This is a genomic window from Rhizobium sp. Nf11,1, assembly GCF_050587665.1.
Lineage (GTDB): Bacteria > Pseudomonadota > Alphaproteobacteria > Rhizobiales > Rhizobiaceae > Rhizobium.
This window is the reverse complement of sequence record NZ_JBOBHU010000003.1, coordinates 142034-159005: the sequence shown is the minus strand read 5'-3', so window position 1 is coordinate 159005 and position 16972 is coordinate 142034. Positions and strand designations below refer to the sequence as shown.

Below are 16972 nucleotides of genomic sequence, written 5' to 3'. Positions count from 1 at the left end.
ATTTGATCTTTCCCGTTAAGGGGACCTACATCGTCAAATGCTAGACCTTATCTGCAGCGCATTGCGGACATGATGTCTCCTGCAGTCACCTCAGACATGGCCCTTGCAGTTCATCTTTTCGGGATTGGCATGTCGAATTTTGCGGGTAGGCACGTTCGAACCCAAACGTCTTCCATCATTGCGACAACTGTTTTCTTCCTCGTCGTCGCGCTCGTCTTGACCGGCCTCATGGCGCATGTCGTCGCCACGATGACGCGGTCGGCGAACGAAATCGACGATGCCAGGGCCAACCGCGCCGCCCGCGCGGCGATCGCAGCCTTTGTCAGCCGCCTGAGCGCGACGACGACTGATAACGCCGTATGGGATGATGCCTTTAAGGCGATCACATCTCCCGGCGCCGCGGATTGGGCTTATGAGAACTGGGGTAAAACCAGCGAGGATTATCCGCTCTACGATGGCGCCATCGTGACCGGTCCCGACCGCTCGTCGATCGTCTCCGCCTATGCCAAAGGCAAGCCCTTCCAGCCGAGCGCCTTTTTTGGCGAAGCCTTTTACCGGCAGATCAATACAGCCACCGATTTCGGACAGGCGCCGGTAGTAAATTTCATCAAGACGGAAACCGGCATCGCCCTCATCGCGTCACAGCCGATCCAGCCTTATCAAGCGGAAGGCGAGCTTCCGACGAAGCTCAGCGTGCTGAGCTTCTACAAGGATTTCAACTCCGACGTTCTCAGCACGCTTTCGAACGAACACGAACTCGAGGGCTTGCGCCTTGCCGCCGCGCCCGAGCCGGGTCTGCTGAACACCCCGATCACGGATATGAAGGGTGGCGTCATCGGCCATCTCGTCTGGCCGAGCAAAGCGCCGGGAAGCGCCGTGTTCCGACAGGTCTACCCTTTCGTTGCAGCCGCCATCATCATCCTCGTGCTATTCCTGGCCGGCGTTCTGCTGGTGGGCGCAGCCGAAGCGCGGCGTCTTCGTCAACTGGCGCAAGCAGCGATTTTCGAAGCGAACCACGATAGTCTGAGCGGCCTCCTGAACAGGCATGGGCTTCTCGCCCTGCTGGAGGACCTAGAAGGCTCGGAGCTTTCGCCGCCTCGGCTCTACCTGGTCGATCTCGATGGTTTCAAGGCGGTCAATGACGCCTGGGGGCACGCGGTCGGGGATGATCTGATCCGGATCGTCTCGAACGCGCTGATCGCCTGCCACCCGGAAGTCGTTGCCGTGGCCCGGTTGGGGGGCGACGAGTTCGCTCTGGTCCAGGTCGGAACTGCCGCGCGTCACGAGATAGAAGAGACGATTCTGGCGCTGTTTGCCGAACCCTTCAAAATCGACGGACGAACGATTGAAGTTGGTGCGAGCATCGGCGCTGCTGCGCGTGACGCAGACATTGAGCCTCTAGAGCTTTTGCGCAGGGCTGATATGGCGCTCTACCGCGCCAAGGAAAATGGCAGAGGCCGAGCAATCGAATACGACCCCGAGCTGGATCGGGAGCGCCAAAGGGTCGCTGAACTGGAAACTCTGTTGAAAGACGCCATCGGCAATGGTGCGATCGAAGCTGTTTTCCAACCTCTCGTTTCTGCGACGACGGGCGCTGTGACCGGTCTCGAAGCGCTGGCCCGCTGGCGGACTGCGACAGGAAATATCAGTCCGGAAATTTTCATTCCGCTTGCCGAAAGATGCGGCCTCATCGATGCGCTCGGCGGTCACATGCTGAAAACATCGATCGAGCACGCTAAGAACTGGCCCGGTCTGGCCCTGTCCGTCAACGTTTCGCCGGTCCAGCTCTGCAATCCGGAATTTGCCGCCGAAGTGATCTCCCTCCTGCAGGAACTCGATTTCGATCCGAGGCGCCTCACATTGGAGATCACCGAAGGCGTCCTCATGACCAATCCGGATCAGGCGCGTCGGTCGATAGATCACCTCAAGCAGGTCGGTATCAAATTCGCGCTCGACGACTTCGGCTGCGGCTATGCAAGCATCGGCGCATTGCGGCAGTTCGGCTTTGATCGGATGAAGATCGACCGCTCGCTGGTCTCCGCTCTCGACCAGGCGTCGAATGGCGCCGATGTTCTCAAGGCGACCATCTCTTTGGCGACCGCTCTGCAGATTCCCGTCACCGCCGAAGGCATCGAGAATATCCGCCAGGCGGCGATCTTGCGGGAGGCCGGCTGCGACCAGCTGCAAGGATATTTGATCGGAAAACCCATGTCGGCGCTCGACATATCCAGCAAGCTTCAAGAACAGGCAGCGTAATGCCGCGAGATCGCGCCAGCAGGCTGCGCAGAGCGTCCGCTAATCTGCCGTCCTGAGCGGATCACCACCGGAGATCCAGTCGGTCGAGCCCGTGGAAATGATAAACGTCCTTGACGACGGGCGTCTTCGCCAGCCTGAGGCCGGCAAGCCGGTCGAACAGGATCGGCAGCACGACGTTGAGCTCCAGCCGCGCCAATGGCGCGCCGATGCAAAAATGGATGCCGGCGCCGAAGGAGAGGTTCGGCGCCTCGTTGCGGTCGGGCCGGAAGGCGAGGGGATCGGTGAATTTCGCCGGGTCGAGATTGGCGGCGGCGAGGATGATGCTTACCTTGTCGCCGCGCTTGAACGAAACGCCGTCGATCTCCGCGGGCTCGAGCGCCCAGCGCTGGAAGATGTGGACGGGCGCGCAGATGCGCAGGGTCTCCTCGACGGTGCGCTCCGTCGCCGCTTCGTCCCGGAAGAGCTCTCCCGGATCGCAGCCGCTGTCGAGGATGGTGTGCACGGAGTTGCCGATCTGGTGCACGGTCGCTTCATGGCCGGCATTGAGCAGCACGATCGTCGTCGAAATGAGCTCTTCTTCGCTGAGATACTGGCCCTTGTGCTCCGTGTGGATCATGTGGGTCAGCAGGTCATCGCGCGGTTCGGCCCGCCGTTCCGCGATTACCCCCCTGACATAGTCGGAAAATTCCCTGGCCGCCCGTTCGGCCTCTTCTTCTTGCTGGCGCGTGCGGCCGAACATGTACATGCGCACATAGGCATGCGACCAGGCGAGCAGCTGCGGCCCCATCTCCTCGGGGATGCCGATCATGCGGGCGATCATCGTCACCGGGATGATGTCGGCAAAGGCCGAGAGCAGCTCGACCTCGCCCTTCTCCGCAAAGCCGTCGATCAGCCGATTGGCAAGCTCGACAAGCTCCGGCTTCATCTTCTCGACATGGCGGGAGACGAAGGCGCGGTTGACGAGCGTGCGCAGCCGCGTGTGCTCGGGCGGTTCCAGCTCGAGCAGGGAATAACGTTCCGAGAGATCGAAACTTTCAAGATGCGGCATCGGATCGGCAAGGCCGAGTTCCTCCCGGCTGGCGATATGCAAGATCTGCCGGCCGAAGCGGCGGTCGCGCAACAGTCCGTTCACATGGTCGTAGCCGGTGAAGAACCACTGCTTCTGCTCCTCCCAGTAAAAGGTCGGGCAGTGGGCGTGAAGAGCCGCATAGACGGCGTTCGGATTGCCATAGAAGGCCGGGTTGCGAGCATCCAGTGAGACATGGCGGCTGGCGCGATCGATCGAGAGAAAGGGCGGTATGGTCATGCGTTGAGGCTTAACGGATTTGTTCGGCCTGTAAAAGATGCGGGAGAGAAAGGCCGGCGGAAGCCGGGCACGCCCGATCAGACGCGCTGACAATATCGAGATTTTTGTCTGAGCCTGGGGATTGAATCTGTTTTCAGACTTGCGGCTAGCCGGCCCGTGACAGCGCGCCCATGCGCCGCAGCGCCTCGACCTGGTCGTCGACCGTCGGCACGAGCTCGCCGGCGGTGGTGCTCGGCGTGACTGGCGCTGGAGCCGCCGCTTCCTTTTCGCCGAAGGTGACCGTGCAATTGCGGCCGGCGGCCTTGGCCGCATAGAGAGCCCGGTCGGCGGCTGAGATCAGTTTGTCGATATTGGCTTCGATCGAGGAGGCGAGCGCGATGCCGATGCTCACCGTGACCGGAACGATTGCTTCGCCAGTGCTGACGGGAAAGCGGCAGAATTCGGTACGGATCGCTTCGGCGATCGCCTCGGCTTCCGTCTGATCCGCGACAGCTGCGAAGGCGGCGAATTCTTCCCCGCCCATGCGGCCGAAAATGTTGCTTGGAATATATTGCCGGGCCATGCGCGCGAAGGCGGTGAGCACCGCGTCGCCGGATTGATGGCCGAAACGGTCGTTGACGCGCTTGAAATGATCGAGGTCGAAAAGGATCACCGCGACCTGCCGCTGCTCGCTATGGGCTCTCTCCTGGATGGACTCGAAATAGCCGAGCAGGCCACGGCGGTTGAGCACGCCGGTCAGGGAATCGGTCAGCGTCATAGCGCGCAGATGCCGTTCGGAGCGCTCCATCACCAGTCGACAGGTGAGCGCGAAGGCGATAGTGAGCAGGAAGGCGCTTGCCATGGCCGAGACGCCACCGAGATTGGTGGCCTCGATATCGCTTGGCAGCGTCACCGCCATCGTCAGCGCCGAGCCGAAACACAGGCAGCCCTGGATGACGAACACCCCCATAAGCTTAGTGCGGGTGCGCTCGCGGCGGATGTCGCCGGCGGCGACCGCCATGGCCAATGCCGTGGCGCCCGTCGCCGAAGCGAGATTATAGAGCACGACGCGGTTGGAATAATCAGTGTTGACCCACGGCAGAAAGACCCCGGCCAGCCAGATTGCCGGCGGCAGCAGAGCCCACCATTCGATCTTCTTGCGGTCGAGTGCGAGAAAACCCGCCACCCAGGCGCTCTGGCCGAGCAGCGCGATGGCATTGCCCACCTCGATGGAAAACAGGCTGGGGATTTCGCTGCGCAGCGAGATCATCGCGAAGCCTATGGCGGTCAGAAAGAAGCCCAGGCCCCAATAGAGATAGGCTTCATTTCTGACATTGTGGCGCCAGGCGACGAAGAGCACCAGAGCGAGCGTCATGGCCTCCGAACACCAGATGGCGAGACCTGTAGCGATATTGAACACGGCAGCAACCCCTTGCCCGTCGACCTTGTCTGTTGGCCCGCATCCTTGCGGAGGAAGCTCGCCAGTTCCTTAATGTCGTTGCACTGCGGCATGATTTTCGGCCGGTATCTGGCGATAGGCTTTCCGTTGGGTAAACGTGCTTGAGCGCTGTCGAATGGAGTAACCTTTCCTTCATTCTGTCATGTAGAAAAGCGGGGGGAGACGACATCGAGGGCTCGCGGCCGACAGGCGTTTGCGAGAAAGAGGCTGTCGGCGCCCAAGCATTGTGGCCTTGCCGCGTCTTCTTAACGTTATCCCAATGCGTGTCTTGAAGAGGAGGGCAGGGACACTCTATGTAGGGATAAGACATTTTCTTTGATTCCCGGCGTGCCGGCATGACGTTGACAAAGGACGCACATGAGAAACCCAGTTGATACCGCAATGGCCCTCGTGCCGATGGTCGTGGAACAGACCAATCGCGGTGAACGCTCCTACGACATCTATTCCCGCCTGTTGAAGGAACGCATCATCTTTCTGACCGGCGCCGTCGAGGATCACATGGCGACGCTCGTCTGCGCCCAGCTTCTCTTCCTCGAGGCGGAAAACCCGAAGAAGGAAATCGCTCTCTACATCAATTCTCCCGGTGGCGTCGTCACCGCGGGCATGGCGATCTACGACACGATGCAGTTTATCAAACCCGCGGTTTCGACGCTCTGCATCGGCCAGGCCGCGTCCATGGGTTCGCTGCTGCTGGCGGCCGGCCACAAAGACATGCGCTTCGCCACGCCGAATTCCCGCATCATGGTTCACCAGCCCTCGGGCGGCTTCCAGGGCCAGGCCTCGGACATCGAGCGCCACGCCCGCGACATCCTGAAGATGAAGCGCCGGCTGAACGAGGTCTATGTCAAGCACACCGGCCGCAGCTACGAGGAAGTTGAAAAGACGCTCGATCGTGACCATTTCATGGATGCGGACGAGGCCCAAGGCTGGGGCGTGATCGACAAGGTTCTGACATCGCGCCTCGAGATGGAAGGCGAGCAGGCCTAGTAATTAATTGGGATGGTGTTTTCCTCGCCACAGTTCTATCTCATTTGTGATCGAACAAGGCTTTCAACTGGCGACGAAGACGCTAATAGTAACTATTAATGCTATGTTGAATTTTTATGACATAGCATTCGGCATTCGAAGGGGAATTCGTTGCCGCCGGGACCCTGACATGGTTGATTGGGACCGGTTTGTAGCCCCTGAAGCCCTTCTCGGCAAAGGCTCCGGAAACGGAGTGCCGCCAGGAGCTGATAGAGTGGACCGCGATTTCGCCTTGAAATGCGGCGTGCTGGAAGGAAAGTGATATGAGCAAGGTCAGCGGCAGCAACGGCGGCGACTCCAAGAACACCCTCTATTGTTCGTTCTGCGGAAAGAGCCAGCACGAAGTCCGGAAACTGATTGCCGGACCGACCGTCTTCATCTGCGATGAATGCGTCGAATTGTGCATGGACATCATCCGCGAGGAGAACAAGTCCTCGATGGTCAAGTCCCGCGACGGCGTCCCGACGCCTCAGGACATCATCAAGGTCCTCGACGAATACGTCATCGGCCAGCGGCAGGCGAAGAAGATCCTGTCGGTCGCCGTTCACAACCATTACAAGCGCCTGGCGCACGCCTCCAAGAACGGCGAAGTCGAGCTGGCGAAGTCGAACATCATGCTCGTCGGACCCACAGGCTGCGGCAAGACCTATCTGGCCCAGACGCTCGCCCGCATCATCGACGTTCCCTTCACCATGGCGGATGCGACGACGCTGACGGAAGCCGGCTATGTCGGCGAGGATGTCGAAAACATCATTCTGAAGCTCCTGCAGGCGGCCGACTACAATGTAGAACGCGCGCAGCGTGGCATCGTCTACATCGACGAAGTCGACAAGATTTCGCGCAAGTCCGACAATCCGTCGATCACCCGCGACGTCTCGGGCGAGGGCGTGCAGCAGGCGCTGTTGAAGATCATGGAAGGCACGGTCGCTTCCGTTCCGCCGCAGGGCGGCCGCAAGCACCCGCAGCAGGAATTCCTGCAGGTCGACACGACGAACATCCTGTTCATCTGCGGCGGCGCCTTCGCCGGCCTCGACAAGATCATCTCCGCCCGCGGCGAGAAGACTTCGATCGGCTTCGGCGCGACTGTGAAAGCTCAGGACGACCGCCGCGTCGGCGAAGTCCTGCGCGAACTGGAGCCGGAAGATCTGGTCAAGTTCGGCCTCATTCCCGAGTTCATCGGCCGTCTGCCGGTTTTGGCGACGCTCGAGGATCTCGACGAGGACGCGCTGATCCAGATCCTATCCGAGCCGAAGAACGCGCTGATCAAGCAGTATCAGCGGCTGTTCGAGATGGAAGATGTGGAACTCACCTTCCACGAGGATGCATTGCGCGAAATCGCCCGCAAGGCGATCGTGCGCAAGACGGGCGCCCGCGGCCTTCGTTCGATCATGGAGAAGATCCTGCTCGACACGATGTTCGAACTGCCGACGCTGGAAGGCGTGCGCGAGGTGGTCATCTCGGAGGAGGTGGTGCGCGGCTCGGCTCGTCCGCTCTACATCTATGCCGATCGTCAGGAAGAAAAAGCCAACGCTTCCGCGTAATCTTATGGTTTTCGCACCGTTATTTTAAGGGGCTTGCCATAGGCGAGCCCCTTTCTATTTGAAAAACCATGCGAGGCGCTGTTAGTATTTTGCCGGTGGGAACTGGAGCTTGCCTTTGCCGATGTTGCGCAAGGGGCGATGCTTGGCAATGATGCAGTGATTCCGTGAGTGTATTGCTGGCGTTGTATATAGCCGGGTCGGAAGTGGTAAGCGCCGGTCCAGCCACGCGTTTCATAGTGCTGGTGTTCCGTTGTAACGAAGCTGTCATATGCGGGGAACGAGGGCGTTAGCGTGGCTTGAAAAGAATAGTAAGAACCTCCACTTGTAGGCCAAGTGAGAGTGCCGGCTGATCCCAAGCGGCCGTGCAAAGAGCCCGGCAACGGGACGATGGAAAGGATAAAAAATGACGAAGAAAACGTCTGTAGCGAGCAGCACTGCCTACCCTGTTCTGCCTTTGCGTGACATCGTGGTTTTCCCGCATATGATCGTGCCGCTGTTTGTCGGACGGGAAAAGTCGATCCGTGCGCTCGAGGAGGTCATGGGCTCGGACAAGCAGATCATGTTGGTGACGCAGATCAACGCCAGCGACGATGATCCGGACCCTTCGGCGATCCACAATGTCGGCACCGTGGCAAACGTGCTGCAGCTGCTGAAGCTGCCTGATGGCACCGTCAAGGTTCTGGTCGAAGGCCGCGCCCGCGCCGAGATCGACACTTATACGAGCCGTGAGGATTTCTATGAGGCGCTCGGCCATGTGCTCGAGGAGCCCCATGACGATCCGGTCGAACTGGAAGCCTTGTCGCGCTCGGTCGTTTCCGAATTCGAAAGCTATGTGAAGCTGAACAAGAAGATTTCGCCGGAAGTGGTCGGTGCCGCCAGCCAGATCGACGACTATTCCAAGCTCGCCGATACGGTCGCCTCGCATCTGTCGATCAAGATCACCGAGAAGCAGGAGATGCTGGAGACGACGAGCGTCAAGCAGCGTCTCGAAAAGGCTCTCGGCTTCATGGAAGGCGAGATCTCGGTGCTGCAGGTCGAAAAGCGCATCCGCTCGCGCGTCAAGCGCCAGATGGAGAAGACCCAGCGCGAATATTATCTCAACGAGCAGATGAAAGCGATCCAGAAGGAGCTCGGAGACGGCGAGGAAGGCCGTGACGAGATGAGCGAACTGGAAGAGCGCATCTCCAAGACCAAGCTGTCCAAGGAGGCCCGTGAAAAGGCCGAGGCGGAGCTGAAGAAGCTGCGCCAGATGAGCCCGATGTCGGCGGAAGCCACGGTCGTGCGCAATTATCTGGATTGGCTGCTCGGCATTCCGTGGGGCAAGAAGTCGAAGATCAAGGCCGACCTCAACAATGCCGAGAAGATCCTCGAGGCCGATCACTTCGGTCTGGACAAGGTCAAGGAACGCATTGTCGAATATCTCGCCGTGCAGGCTCGCGCCACCAAGATCAAGGGCCCGATCCTCTGCCTCGTCGGCCCTCCGGGCGTCGGCAAGACCTCGCTCGCCCAGTCGATCGCCAAGGCGACCGGCCGTGAGTATGTCCGCATGGCGCTCGGCGGCGTTCGCGACGAAGCCGAAATCCGCGGTCACCGCCGCACCTATATCGGCTCGATGCCCGGCAAGGTCATCCAGTCGATGAAGAAGGCGAAGAAGTCCAACCCGCTCTTCCTGCTCGACGAGATCGACAAGATGGGCATGGATTTCCGCGGCGACCCGTCCTCGGCCTTGCTCGAAGTGCTCGATCCGGCGCAGAACTCGACCTTCATGGACCACTATCTGGAAGTCGAATACGACCTGTCGGACGTGATGTTCATCACGACGGCGAACACGCTGAACATTCCGGCGCCCTTGATGGACCGCATGGAGATCATCCGTATCGCCGGCTACACCGAGGACGAAAAGCGTGAGATCGCCAAGCGGCACCTGCTGCCGAAGGCCATCAAGGAACATGCGTTGCAGCCGGAAGAGTTCTCGGTCAGTGACGACGCCCTGATGGCGATCAGTCAGCAATACACCCGTGAAGCCGGTGTCCGTAGCTTCGAACGCGAACTGATGAAGCTCGCCCGCAAGGCGGTCACCGAGATCATCAAGGGCAAGACGAAGTCCGTTCACGTGACGGCCGCCAACATCGCCGACTATCTGGGCGTCCCGCGCTTCCGCCATGGCGAAGCCGAGGGCGAGGATCAGGTCGGCGTCGTGACCGGTCTTGCCTGGACGGAAGTCGGCGGCGAGCTGCTGACCATCGAAGGCGTGATGATGCCGGGCAAGGGCCGCATGACGGTTACCGGCAATCTGAAGGACGTCATGAAGGAATCGATCTCGGCGGCGGCTTCCTACGTCCGCTCGCGCGCTGTCGATTTCGGCATCGAACCGCCGATGTTCGAAAAGAACGACATCCACGTGCACGTGCCGGAAGGTGCGACGCCGAAGGATGGCCCGTCGGCCGGCGTCGCCATGGCAACCGCCATCGTTTCGATCATGACCGGCATCCCGGTCAACAAGCATGTGGCCATGACCGGTGAAATCACCCTTCGCGGCCGGGTGCTGCCGATCGGCGGTCTCAAGGAAAAGCTGCTTGCGGCGCTTCGCGGCGGCATCAAGAAAGTGCTGATTCCGGAAGAAAACGCCAAGGACCTGGCGGAGATTCCGGATAACGTGAAGAACAGCATGGAGATCATCCCGGTCTCGCGGATGGGCGAGGTGATCAAGCATGCGCTGATCCGTCGGCCGGAGCCGATCGAGTGGGATGGCACGGTGGAAACGCCGGTCATCACGTCGGTCGAAGGTCTCGACGATTCGGGCGCGACCATAGCGCATTGAGCGGCATTTGCCACATTTGAGCCCTATTCGCGCAAAAGACGAGAAAAGGCTGGCGGAAACGCCAGCCTTTTTTGTGAAAACGTCATGGAGACGCTTGCTTTTCCTTGATTTGCAGGGCTTTTGGGTTTTCGGCGGGCCTGATGAAACCTATTCTGCGCCTAGCTTAGATTTGAGTCGTTTCATACCATTTAGAAAGGGGTGGAAACATGAACAAGAATGAACTCGTGTCCGCAGTGGCCGAAAAGGCAGGACTGACGAAGTCTGACGCGGCTTCCGCTGTTGACGCGGTTTTCGACGTTGTCCAGGCCGAACTCAAGAACAAGGGCGATATCCGCCTCGCTGGTTTCGGCAGCTTCACCGTTTCTCATCGCGCTGCAACGAAGGGCCGCAACCCGTCGACCGGCGCTGAAGTCGACATTCCGGCCCGCAACGTGCCGAAGTTCACGCCCGGCAAGGGCCTGAAGGACGCCGTCAACGGCTGATTCATCATCCGCCGGCCGTAAACGAGAACGGCTGAGCAGGTTTTCGAGGGGTTCGGCGCTGCCGGACCCCTTTTGTTTTGCCGCTTGCCGTATGCAGCGCTTTGTCTTACCAACAATGCTGTTCTCAGGGCGGGGTGAAAGTCCCCACCGGCGGTAAGGGCTGTGGCCCGAGCCCGCGAGCGCCTTCTCAAGCTTCGGCCGGGGAAGGGTCAGCAGATCCGGTGCGATTCCGGAGCCGACGGTATAGTCCGGAAGAAAGAGAATGAGCATGGCCGTGAGCGGGCAGGGGACTGCCGGCCCCTGCGCGCCGTCGCCTCATGCGTCCTGATTTATGTTGGTCGCCTGCATAATTCCTTAAATCGGAATCGATTTAAGGATGAATTATGCAGCAATTAAAAGCGCTACAGCGTCCTTTGCGCGTCTGGAAAGACGCGCGGCGCTGTAGTTCTGGATGGAAGACATGAATCAGATTTCCCTTACAATGCCGCGTTCTCGCGCCTTTGCCGGCGCTGCTTTCATGGTGCTTGGAGGCGTGGCCTTCTCGCTGCTCAACGTCGTCACCCAGTGGCTAACCATGAAACTCGCCTTTCCGCCAGCCTCCGCAGCCTTCTGGCAATATGCAATCGCCTTCCTCTTCTCCTTGCCTTTCCTGCGCAAATCAGGCCTTGCGGCGATGCGTACCGACTATCCCCGGCGGCACGTCGTGCGCGTCCTCTTTGCCGCGCTTGGTGTCGAAGCCTGGGTTTCCGGTCTTGCCTCAGTGCCGATCTGGCAGGCGATCGCGCTGGTCATGACCTCACCCTTCTTCATCATTCTCGGCGCCCGCCTGTTCCTCGGTGAGCGCGTCGGCCCGGCCCGCTGGGCAGCGACCGGTGTCGGCTTTGCCGGCGCGATGATCATCCTCCAGCCATGGTCTGATAGTTTCACCTGGGCAGCGCTCCTGCCGGTGCTCTCGGCACTGCTGTGGGGTGCCTCCTCGCTCATCACCAAGGGCCTGACCGGTATCGAGAGGCCAGAGACCATCACCGTCTGGCTGTTGGTGCTGCTGACGCCGATCAACGGCGGTCTGGCACTTGCGGCGGGCTTCGCCGTACCGACAGGCACGACACTCGCGCTCTTCCTTGTGGCGGGCCTCCTGACGGTCGTGGCGCAATATCTGCTGACCCTAGCCTATGCCAGTGCTGACGCCGCCTATGTCCAGCCATTCGATGATCTGAAGCTGCCGCTGAACGTGCTCGCCGGCTGGCTGTTTTTCGGTTATGCGCCGGCCGGTTATCTGTGGCTGGGCGCCGCGCTCATTCTTTCAGCGTCGCTCTTCATCATGCAAAACGAGATGCGCCGGGAAAGGCAGCCGGCCTGACGCCGACCTCTGAAAACTCGCGGACTGTCATGTCTCTGTCATGGCAGTCCCGCAAAACCCCTCTATTCGATCTTTCGACATTGGGGGATTTCATGACAATTTTATCGCGCAAGGCAGCGCTCGCTGCCGTGCTTCTCGCATCCGTTGCCGTCCCGGCCGCGGCCGAGCCGGTTTTCAACCGCATCGCCTCCTTCCCGGTCGCCCAGAACCTGCCTGCTGACAAGGACAAGCTGTCGCCGACATCCGCGGAAATCATCACCGCGACCGACGACGGCAACACACTGATCTATAGCGACAGTCCGCTCGGCGCGATCGGCTTCATCGACATTACCGACGCCAAGGCCCCGAAAGCCGCCGGCGCGCTGATGATGGATGGCGAGCCGACATCGGTTACCTCGAGCGCCGGCAAGGCGCTGGTTGCCGTCAACACCTCCGAAAGCAAGGCCAAGCCCTCAGGCCGTCTCGCAATCGTCGACGTGGCGACGAAGAAGATCGAGAACATCTGCGATCTCGGTGGCCAGCCGGATTCGATTGCCCTCAACAAGGACAAGACGCTCGGCGCCATCGCGATCGAAAACGAACGCGACGAAGAGGTCAATGACGGCAAGATCCCGCAGATGCCGGCCGGCGAGCTCGCCGTTTTCCAGGTCAACAACGGCACCGTCGACTGCGGCGCCATCAAGCATGTGGCGCTGAACGGTCTCGCCGGTGTTGCCCCTGAAGATCCGGAGCCGGAATTCGTGGCCTTCAACGGGCAGAACGAGATTGCGCTCACGCTGCAGGAAAATAACGAGATCGTCATCATCGATGCCAACACGGCTCAGGTGAAGACCCACTTTACCGCCGGCAGCGTCGATCTCTCCGGCATCGACACGAAGCGCGACGGCGCCCTGAAATTCTCGAGCGAATCGAAAGGCGTCCTGCGCGAGCCGGATGCCGTGAAGTGGCTGGACGACAACCGCCTCGTCGTCGCCAATGAAGGCGACTATCAGGGCGGCTCGCGCGGCTTCACCATCTTCGACAAGACGGGCAAGGTCCTCTACGAATCGGGCGCATCCTTCGAACGCGCCGTCGCCCATATCGGCCATTATCCGGAAAGCCGTTCGGGATCGAAGGGCGTCGAGCCGGAAGGCCTCGAAGCCGCCAAGTTCGGCGATGACCAGTATTTCTTCCTGCTTGCCGAGCGCGCCTCGGTCGTCGGCGTCTATAAGGATACCGGCGCCGACCCCGAACTCGTGCAGCTTCTGCCGTCGGGCATTTCGCCGGAAGGCGGGGTCGCTATCCCCCAGCGTAATCTCTTTGCGACCGCAAATGAACTCGATCTCGGCAAGGACGGCGGGGTGCGCTCGCACGTGATGATATACGAGCGCTCGGAAGGCGAAAAAGCCTATCCACAGATCGTCTCCGCCGAGAAGGACGGCGACCCGATCGGTTTCGCAGCGCTTTCGGGTCTTGCCGCCGTTCCCGGCAAACCGGGCATGCTCTACGCCGTCAGCGACAGCTTTCTGGGCTCGCAGCCGACGATCTACACGATCGACGCCACCAAGAAACCGGCTGTCATCACCGACGCCCTCGTCGTCAAGCGTGACGGCGCTCCGGCCCAGAAGCTCGATATCGAAGGCATTGCGGTCGCAGCCGACGGCTCCTTCTGGCTCGCCTCGGAGGGCTATAGCGAACGCCTCATCCCGCACGCCCTCTACAACGTCAATGCCAAGGGCGACATCAAGGCCGAGATCGCCCTGCCTAGGGAACTCGCCGCCAACGAAATCCGCTACGGCTTCGAGGGTGTCACCATTGTCGGCACCGGCGACGATGCCACGCTCTGGATGGCCGTCCAGCGCGAGTGGGGTGACGACGAGAAGGGCTTCGTCAAGCTCGTCTCCTACAATCCGAAGAAGAAGGAATGGGGCGCAGTGCGCTATCCGCTCGACAAGACGGAAAGCGGTTGGGTTGGCCTGTCTGAGATCTCCGCCGACGGCGACAGCGTTTACATCATCGAGCGCGATAATCTGGTCGGCGACGCCGCCAAGTTGAAGAAGCTTTACAAGGTGGCGATCTCGGAACTGAAGCCAGCCAAGCTCGGGGGCGAGCTGCCGGTCGTGAAGAAGACCGAAGCGCACGACTTCCTCGGCGAACTCAAGGCCGCGACGAACGGCTATGTGCTCGACAAGCTCGAAGGCTTCACCTTCGACGCCTCCGGCAAGCCATACGCTGTCACCGACAATGACGGTGTGAGCGACTCTTCCGGCGAGACCTTGTTCTTTCCGGTCGAGCTGAGTGCCACGAACTGAAGGTTGCCCCTCACCTAACCCTCTCCCCGTTAAAACGGGGCGAGGGGACGTGCCAAGCGCAACGTCGAGGTGAAGGAAGCACGTGCGGCATATCCCTTCGCCCCGCTTGCGGGGAGACGGTGGCGGCAGCCGGATGACGGGCCGCTCTCGGCTCGCTGCAGCCTTCAAAAAAAAGCGACTCGCTCCAGCCTCACCAGCGCTGATGCACATGCGGCGCGATCAGCCGATTGTATATCTCGCGCGTCGCCACCATGACATCGGGCGAGAGCGGCGCGAGATCGGCTGCGGCCGCATTGGCTCTCGCCTGTTCGGCATTGCGGGCGCCGGGGATGACGACAGTAACGGCTTCAGCCATCAGGATCCAACGCAACGCGAAGGCGGCCATGGTGGCGCCGGCCGGCACCAGCTTGCGCACTTCCTCGACCGCCTGCAGCCCGACCTCGAAGGGTACGCCGGCAAAGGTCTCGCCGACATCGAAAGCTTCGCCGTGGCGGTTGAAATTGCGATGGTCGTCGCTGGCAAACTGCGTCTCGCGGCTGATCTTGCCGGAGAGAAGACCACTTGCCAGCGGCACGCGCGCGATGATCGCCACATTCCTGCGACGTGCTTCCTCGAAGAACAGATGGTCGGGGCGCTGACGGAAAATGTTGTAGATGATCTGGACGCTGACGACGCCGGGATATTCGATGGCCTTCAGCCCGTCCTCGACTTTTTCGACGCTAACGCCATAACCCTTGATCTTTCCGGCCTTCTGCAGTGCGTCGAGGCCCTCGAAGACCTCAGGCAGGTAAAGCACCTCGCGCGGCGGGCAGTGCAACTGCACGAGATCGAGGCTGTCGACCGCGAGGTTTTTGAGGCTGCGGTCGATGAAGCCTTGGAGATTGGCCTTGGTATATCCTTCCGCGACATGTGGGTTGAGGCGGCGGCCTGCCTTGGTTGCGACCATCGGGCGCTCGCCGCCGCGCGTCTTCAGAACATCGGCAATGATCTTTTCCGAGCGGCCGTCGCCGTAAACATCCGCCGTGTCGATGAACGTCATACCGGCATCGAGCGCGGCGTTCAGCGCCGCCCGCCCGTCCGCCTCGCTGATATTGCCCCAGGAGCCGCCGATTTGCCAGGCGCCGAAGCCGACATTGGTGACGGTGAACGGCATGCGGCCAAAAGCATGGTGTTTCATGAACATCTCCTAGGTTATGAAAGACACTGGCCTATCAGGCGGGCAACTGTGCGGCAATTGCCGATCCGGTCTTGATCGGTCGCCTCGATCAAATATCGTCCGGAGACAAGGCTTCAACGCTATTGGATGGAAAGGAACGATCATGGAGATCAAACCCGCTGGCTCCAGCCCCTCGACGAAGCCGCCGGCCGACTATTTTACCGGCGCCGTCCGCCAGGATCCGCTGATCGAGCCGCCGGCCCCGGCCCGGGTGAGGGCAACCTCCGTCACCTTCGAACCCGGCGCCCGCACGGCCTGGCACACGCATCCGCTCGGCCAGACGCTGATCGTCACCTCAGGCAAGGGCCTTGCCCAGAGCTGGGGCGGGGAGATTCGCGAGATCCGCGCCGGCGACACCGTCTGGTTTGCGCCGGGCGAAAAACACTGGCACGGCGCCGGCCCGGAGACGGCGATGACGCATATTGCCATTCACGAGGCATTGGACGGCAGCCATGTCGACTGGATGGAAAAGGTCAGCGACGAACAATATTCCGGCAAGGCGTGAACTGATCAAAGGCGCTTCAGGCAATAGGAAAAATGCGCGTGTGATTCGACCGTCAGGAATTCGAATTGCCAGCCATAATCCTTGCAGAATTTCGTAACCGCCTCGACGACACCGTAGACGATCGGTTTGACGGTGTTGCCGGTGCAGAAATCATGGCCGGCAATGCGTCCTGTGCGCTTCACCTTCCTCTCGCAGAGCAGGAGCTCCTGCCAGGTGAGCTCGAAAGAATGATCGGTGTCGATATAGGCCCAGTCGAGGAAGTCATCCTCGAATTCGGCGAGCTTGTCGAGCGATGTGCCTTGCATCAGGTGCAGCCGGCCAGCCTCGATCTCGGCCGCGAAATTCGTGTGAATCGCGTCGAGCCCGGAGCTGTAGCGATCCATCGACCAGGGATCGATGAGATAAAGCTGGGCCGGGCGATTCTTTTCCAGGATCTCCGCCGTATACTCGCCGAAGGCCGCCCCCACCTCGACGCCGATGCCGCCATTCGGGATTCGGTAGAGCAGTTCGCCCCGATCCGGCAGCAGCCGGGCGTTTTCTATATGATGGGCGCTGAGCGGGGTGCGCGGCATGCTCGCCCGCAGCGCCTGCCTTTCTTCACGTGTCTTCATCTTTGATCTCGGGATTGGGGCGGCTGACGGCCCTGGTGCGGTTCGAAGGGAACGTAGGAGCAGCCGAGGCGGATGACAACGGCATGACAAGAATTTGCTTCTTGCGGACAAAAGGTTAA

The 16972-nt window shown here is 60.6% G+C and carries 12 protein-coding genes and 1 riboswitch; of the genes, 8 read left to right on the top strand and 4 right to left on the bottom strand.

Annotated elements, in window-relative coordinates; translation table 11 throughout:
• The first annotated feature begins 129 nt into the window (after positions 1-129).
• A complete protein-coding gene (locus tag ACQ7C1_RS06320; protein ID WP_430957685.1) occupies positions 130-2256 on the top strand; it encodes a bifunctional diguanylate cyclase/phosphodiesterase in 2127 nt (708 codons plus the stop codon).
• Between the two features lie 61 nt (positions 2257-2317).
• Here ACQ7C1_RS06320 and ACQ7C1_RS06315 read toward each other — a convergent pair whose 3' ends face one another.
• On the bottom strand, positions 2318-3562 hold the full coding sequence (locus ACQ7C1_RS06315) for a cytochrome P450 (protein ID WP_430957684.1): 1245 nt from the start codon (positions 3560-3562) through the stop codon (positions 2318-2320).
• Positions 3563-3707: 145 nt separating this feature from the next.
• The gene (locus ACQ7C1_RS06310) at positions 3708-4961 is read right to left on the bottom strand and encodes a GGDEF domain-containing protein (RefSeq protein ID WP_430957683.1); all 1254 of its coding nucleotides are present in this window, start codon (positions 4959-4961) and stop codon (positions 3708-3710) included.
• Positions 4962-5357: 396 nt separating this feature from the next.
• Here ACQ7C1_RS06310 and clpP point away from each other — a divergent pair, with 396 nt between their 5' ends.
• From clpP to ACQ7C1_RS06280, 6 genes are all read left to right on the top strand, one after another.
• Complete coding sequence (clpP, locus tag ACQ7C1_RS06305; protein ID WP_038688182.1) at positions 5358-5987, top strand: ATP-dependent Clp endopeptidase proteolytic subunit ClpP; 630 nt, start codon at positions 5358-5360, stop codon at positions 5985-5987.
• 302 nt (positions 5988-6289) lie between these two features.
• Entirely contained in the window at positions 6290-7567 is a 1278-nt protein-coding gene (clpX, locus tag ACQ7C1_RS06300) for an ATP-dependent Clp protease ATP-binding subunit ClpX (RefSeq protein ID WP_004680013.1), read from the top strand.
• A gap of 403 nt (positions 7568-7970) precedes the next feature.
• The gene (gene lon, locus ACQ7C1_RS06295; protein WP_221127960.1) at positions 7971-10388 is read left to right on the top strand and encodes an endopeptidase La; all 2418 of its coding nucleotides are present in this window, start codon (positions 7971-7973) and stop codon (positions 10386-10388) included.
• A gap of 206 nt (positions 10389-10594) precedes the next feature.
• Positions 10595-10870, top strand: coding sequence for a DNA-binding protein HupB (gene hupB / locus ACQ7C1_RS06290; RefSeq protein ID WP_003558438.1), 276 nt, complete (start codon positions 10595-10597; stop codon positions 10868-10870).
• Between the two features lie 116 nt (positions 10871-10986).
• Positions 10987-11138: riboswitch (FMN riboswitch) on the top strand.
• 183 nt (positions 11139-11321) lie between these two features.
• Positions 11322-12230 carry a DMT family transporter gene (locus ACQ7C1_RS06285; RefSeq protein ID WP_430957682.1) on the top strand — a complete coding sequence of 303 codons (909 nt, stop codon included), beginning with the start codon at positions 11322-11324 and terminating at the stop codon, positions 12228-12230.
• 92 nt (positions 12231-12322) lie between these two features.
• Entirely contained in the window at positions 12323-14521 is a 2199-nt protein-coding gene (locus ACQ7C1_RS06280; protein WP_430957681.1) for an esterase-like activity of phytase family protein, read from the top strand.
• 190 nt (positions 14522-14711) lie between these two features.
• On the opposite strand, the gene ACQ7C1_RS06275 is transcribed toward ACQ7C1_RS06280, so the two are convergent.
• On the bottom strand, positions 14712-15698 hold the full coding sequence (locus ACQ7C1_RS06275; protein ID WP_430957680.1) for an aldo/keto reductase: 987 nt from the start codon (positions 15696-15698) through the stop codon (positions 14712-14714).
• Positions 15699-15840: 142 nt separating this feature from the next.
• Between ACQ7C1_RS06275 and ACQ7C1_RS06270 the strand changes: the two genes are divergently transcribed.
• Positions 15841-16242 carry a (R)-mandelonitrile lyase gene (locus tag ACQ7C1_RS06270; RefSeq protein ID WP_430957679.1) on the top strand — a complete coding sequence of 134 codons (402 nt, stop codon included), beginning with the start codon at positions 15841-15843 and terminating at the stop codon, positions 16240-16242.
• Between the two features lie 5 nt (positions 16243-16247).
• On the opposite strand, the gene ACQ7C1_RS06265 is transcribed toward ACQ7C1_RS06270, so the two are convergent.
• Positions 16248-16853, bottom strand: coding sequence for a class I SAM-dependent methyltransferase (locus tag ACQ7C1_RS06265; protein WP_085777769.1), 606 nt, complete (start codon positions 16851-16853; stop codon positions 16248-16250).
• Positions 16854-16972: the final 119 nt, after the last annotated feature.

What these genes read in the sequence shown, in the direction of transcription:
- ACQ7C1_RS06315 (WP_430957684.1), bottom strand. Translation starts at nt 3,562, where the DNA reads ATGACCATACCGCCCTTTCTCTCGATCGATCGCGCCAGCCGCCATGTC.
- clpP (WP_038688182.1), top strand. Translation starts at nt 5,358, where the DNA reads ATGAGAAACCCAGTTGATACCGCAATGGCCCTCGTGCCGATGGTCGTG.
- ACQ7C1_RS06275 (WP_430957680.1), bottom strand. Translation starts at nt 15,698, where the DNA reads ATGAAACACCATGCTTTTGGCCGCATGCCGTTCACCGTCACCAATGTC.
- ACQ7C1_RS06270 (WP_430957679.1), top strand. Translation starts at nt 15,841, where the DNA reads ATGGAGATCAAACCCGCTGGCTCCAGCCCCTCGACGAAGCCGCCGGCC.
- ACQ7C1_RS06280 (WP_430957681.1), top strand. Translation starts at nt 12,323, where the DNA reads ATGACAATTTTATCGCGCAAGGCAGCGCTCGCTGCCGTGCTTCTCGCA.
- hupB (WP_003558438.1), top strand. Translation starts at nt 10,595, where the DNA reads ATGAACAAGAATGAACTCGTGTCCGCAGTGGCCGAAAAGGCAGGACTG.
- ACQ7C1_RS06320 (WP_430957685.1), top strand. Translation starts at nt 130, where the DNA reads ATGTCGAATTTTGCGGGTAGGCACGTTCGAACCCAAACGTCTTCCATC.
- ACQ7C1_RS06265 (WP_085777769.1), bottom strand. Translation starts at nt 16,853, where the DNA reads ATGAAGACACGTGAAGAAAGGCAGGCGCTGCGGGCGAGCATGCCGCGC.
- ACQ7C1_RS06285 (WP_430957682.1), top strand. Translation starts at nt 11,322, where the DNA reads ATGGAAGACATGAATCAGATTTCCCTTACAATGCCGCGTTCTCGCGCC.
- lon (WP_221127960.1), top strand. Translation starts at nt 7,971, where the DNA reads ATGACGAAGAAAACGTCTGTAGCGAGCAGCACTGCCTACCCTGTTCTG.
- clpX (WP_004680013.1), top strand. Translation starts at nt 6,290, where the DNA reads ATGAGCAAGGTCAGCGGCAGCAACGGCGGCGACTCCAAGAACACCCTC.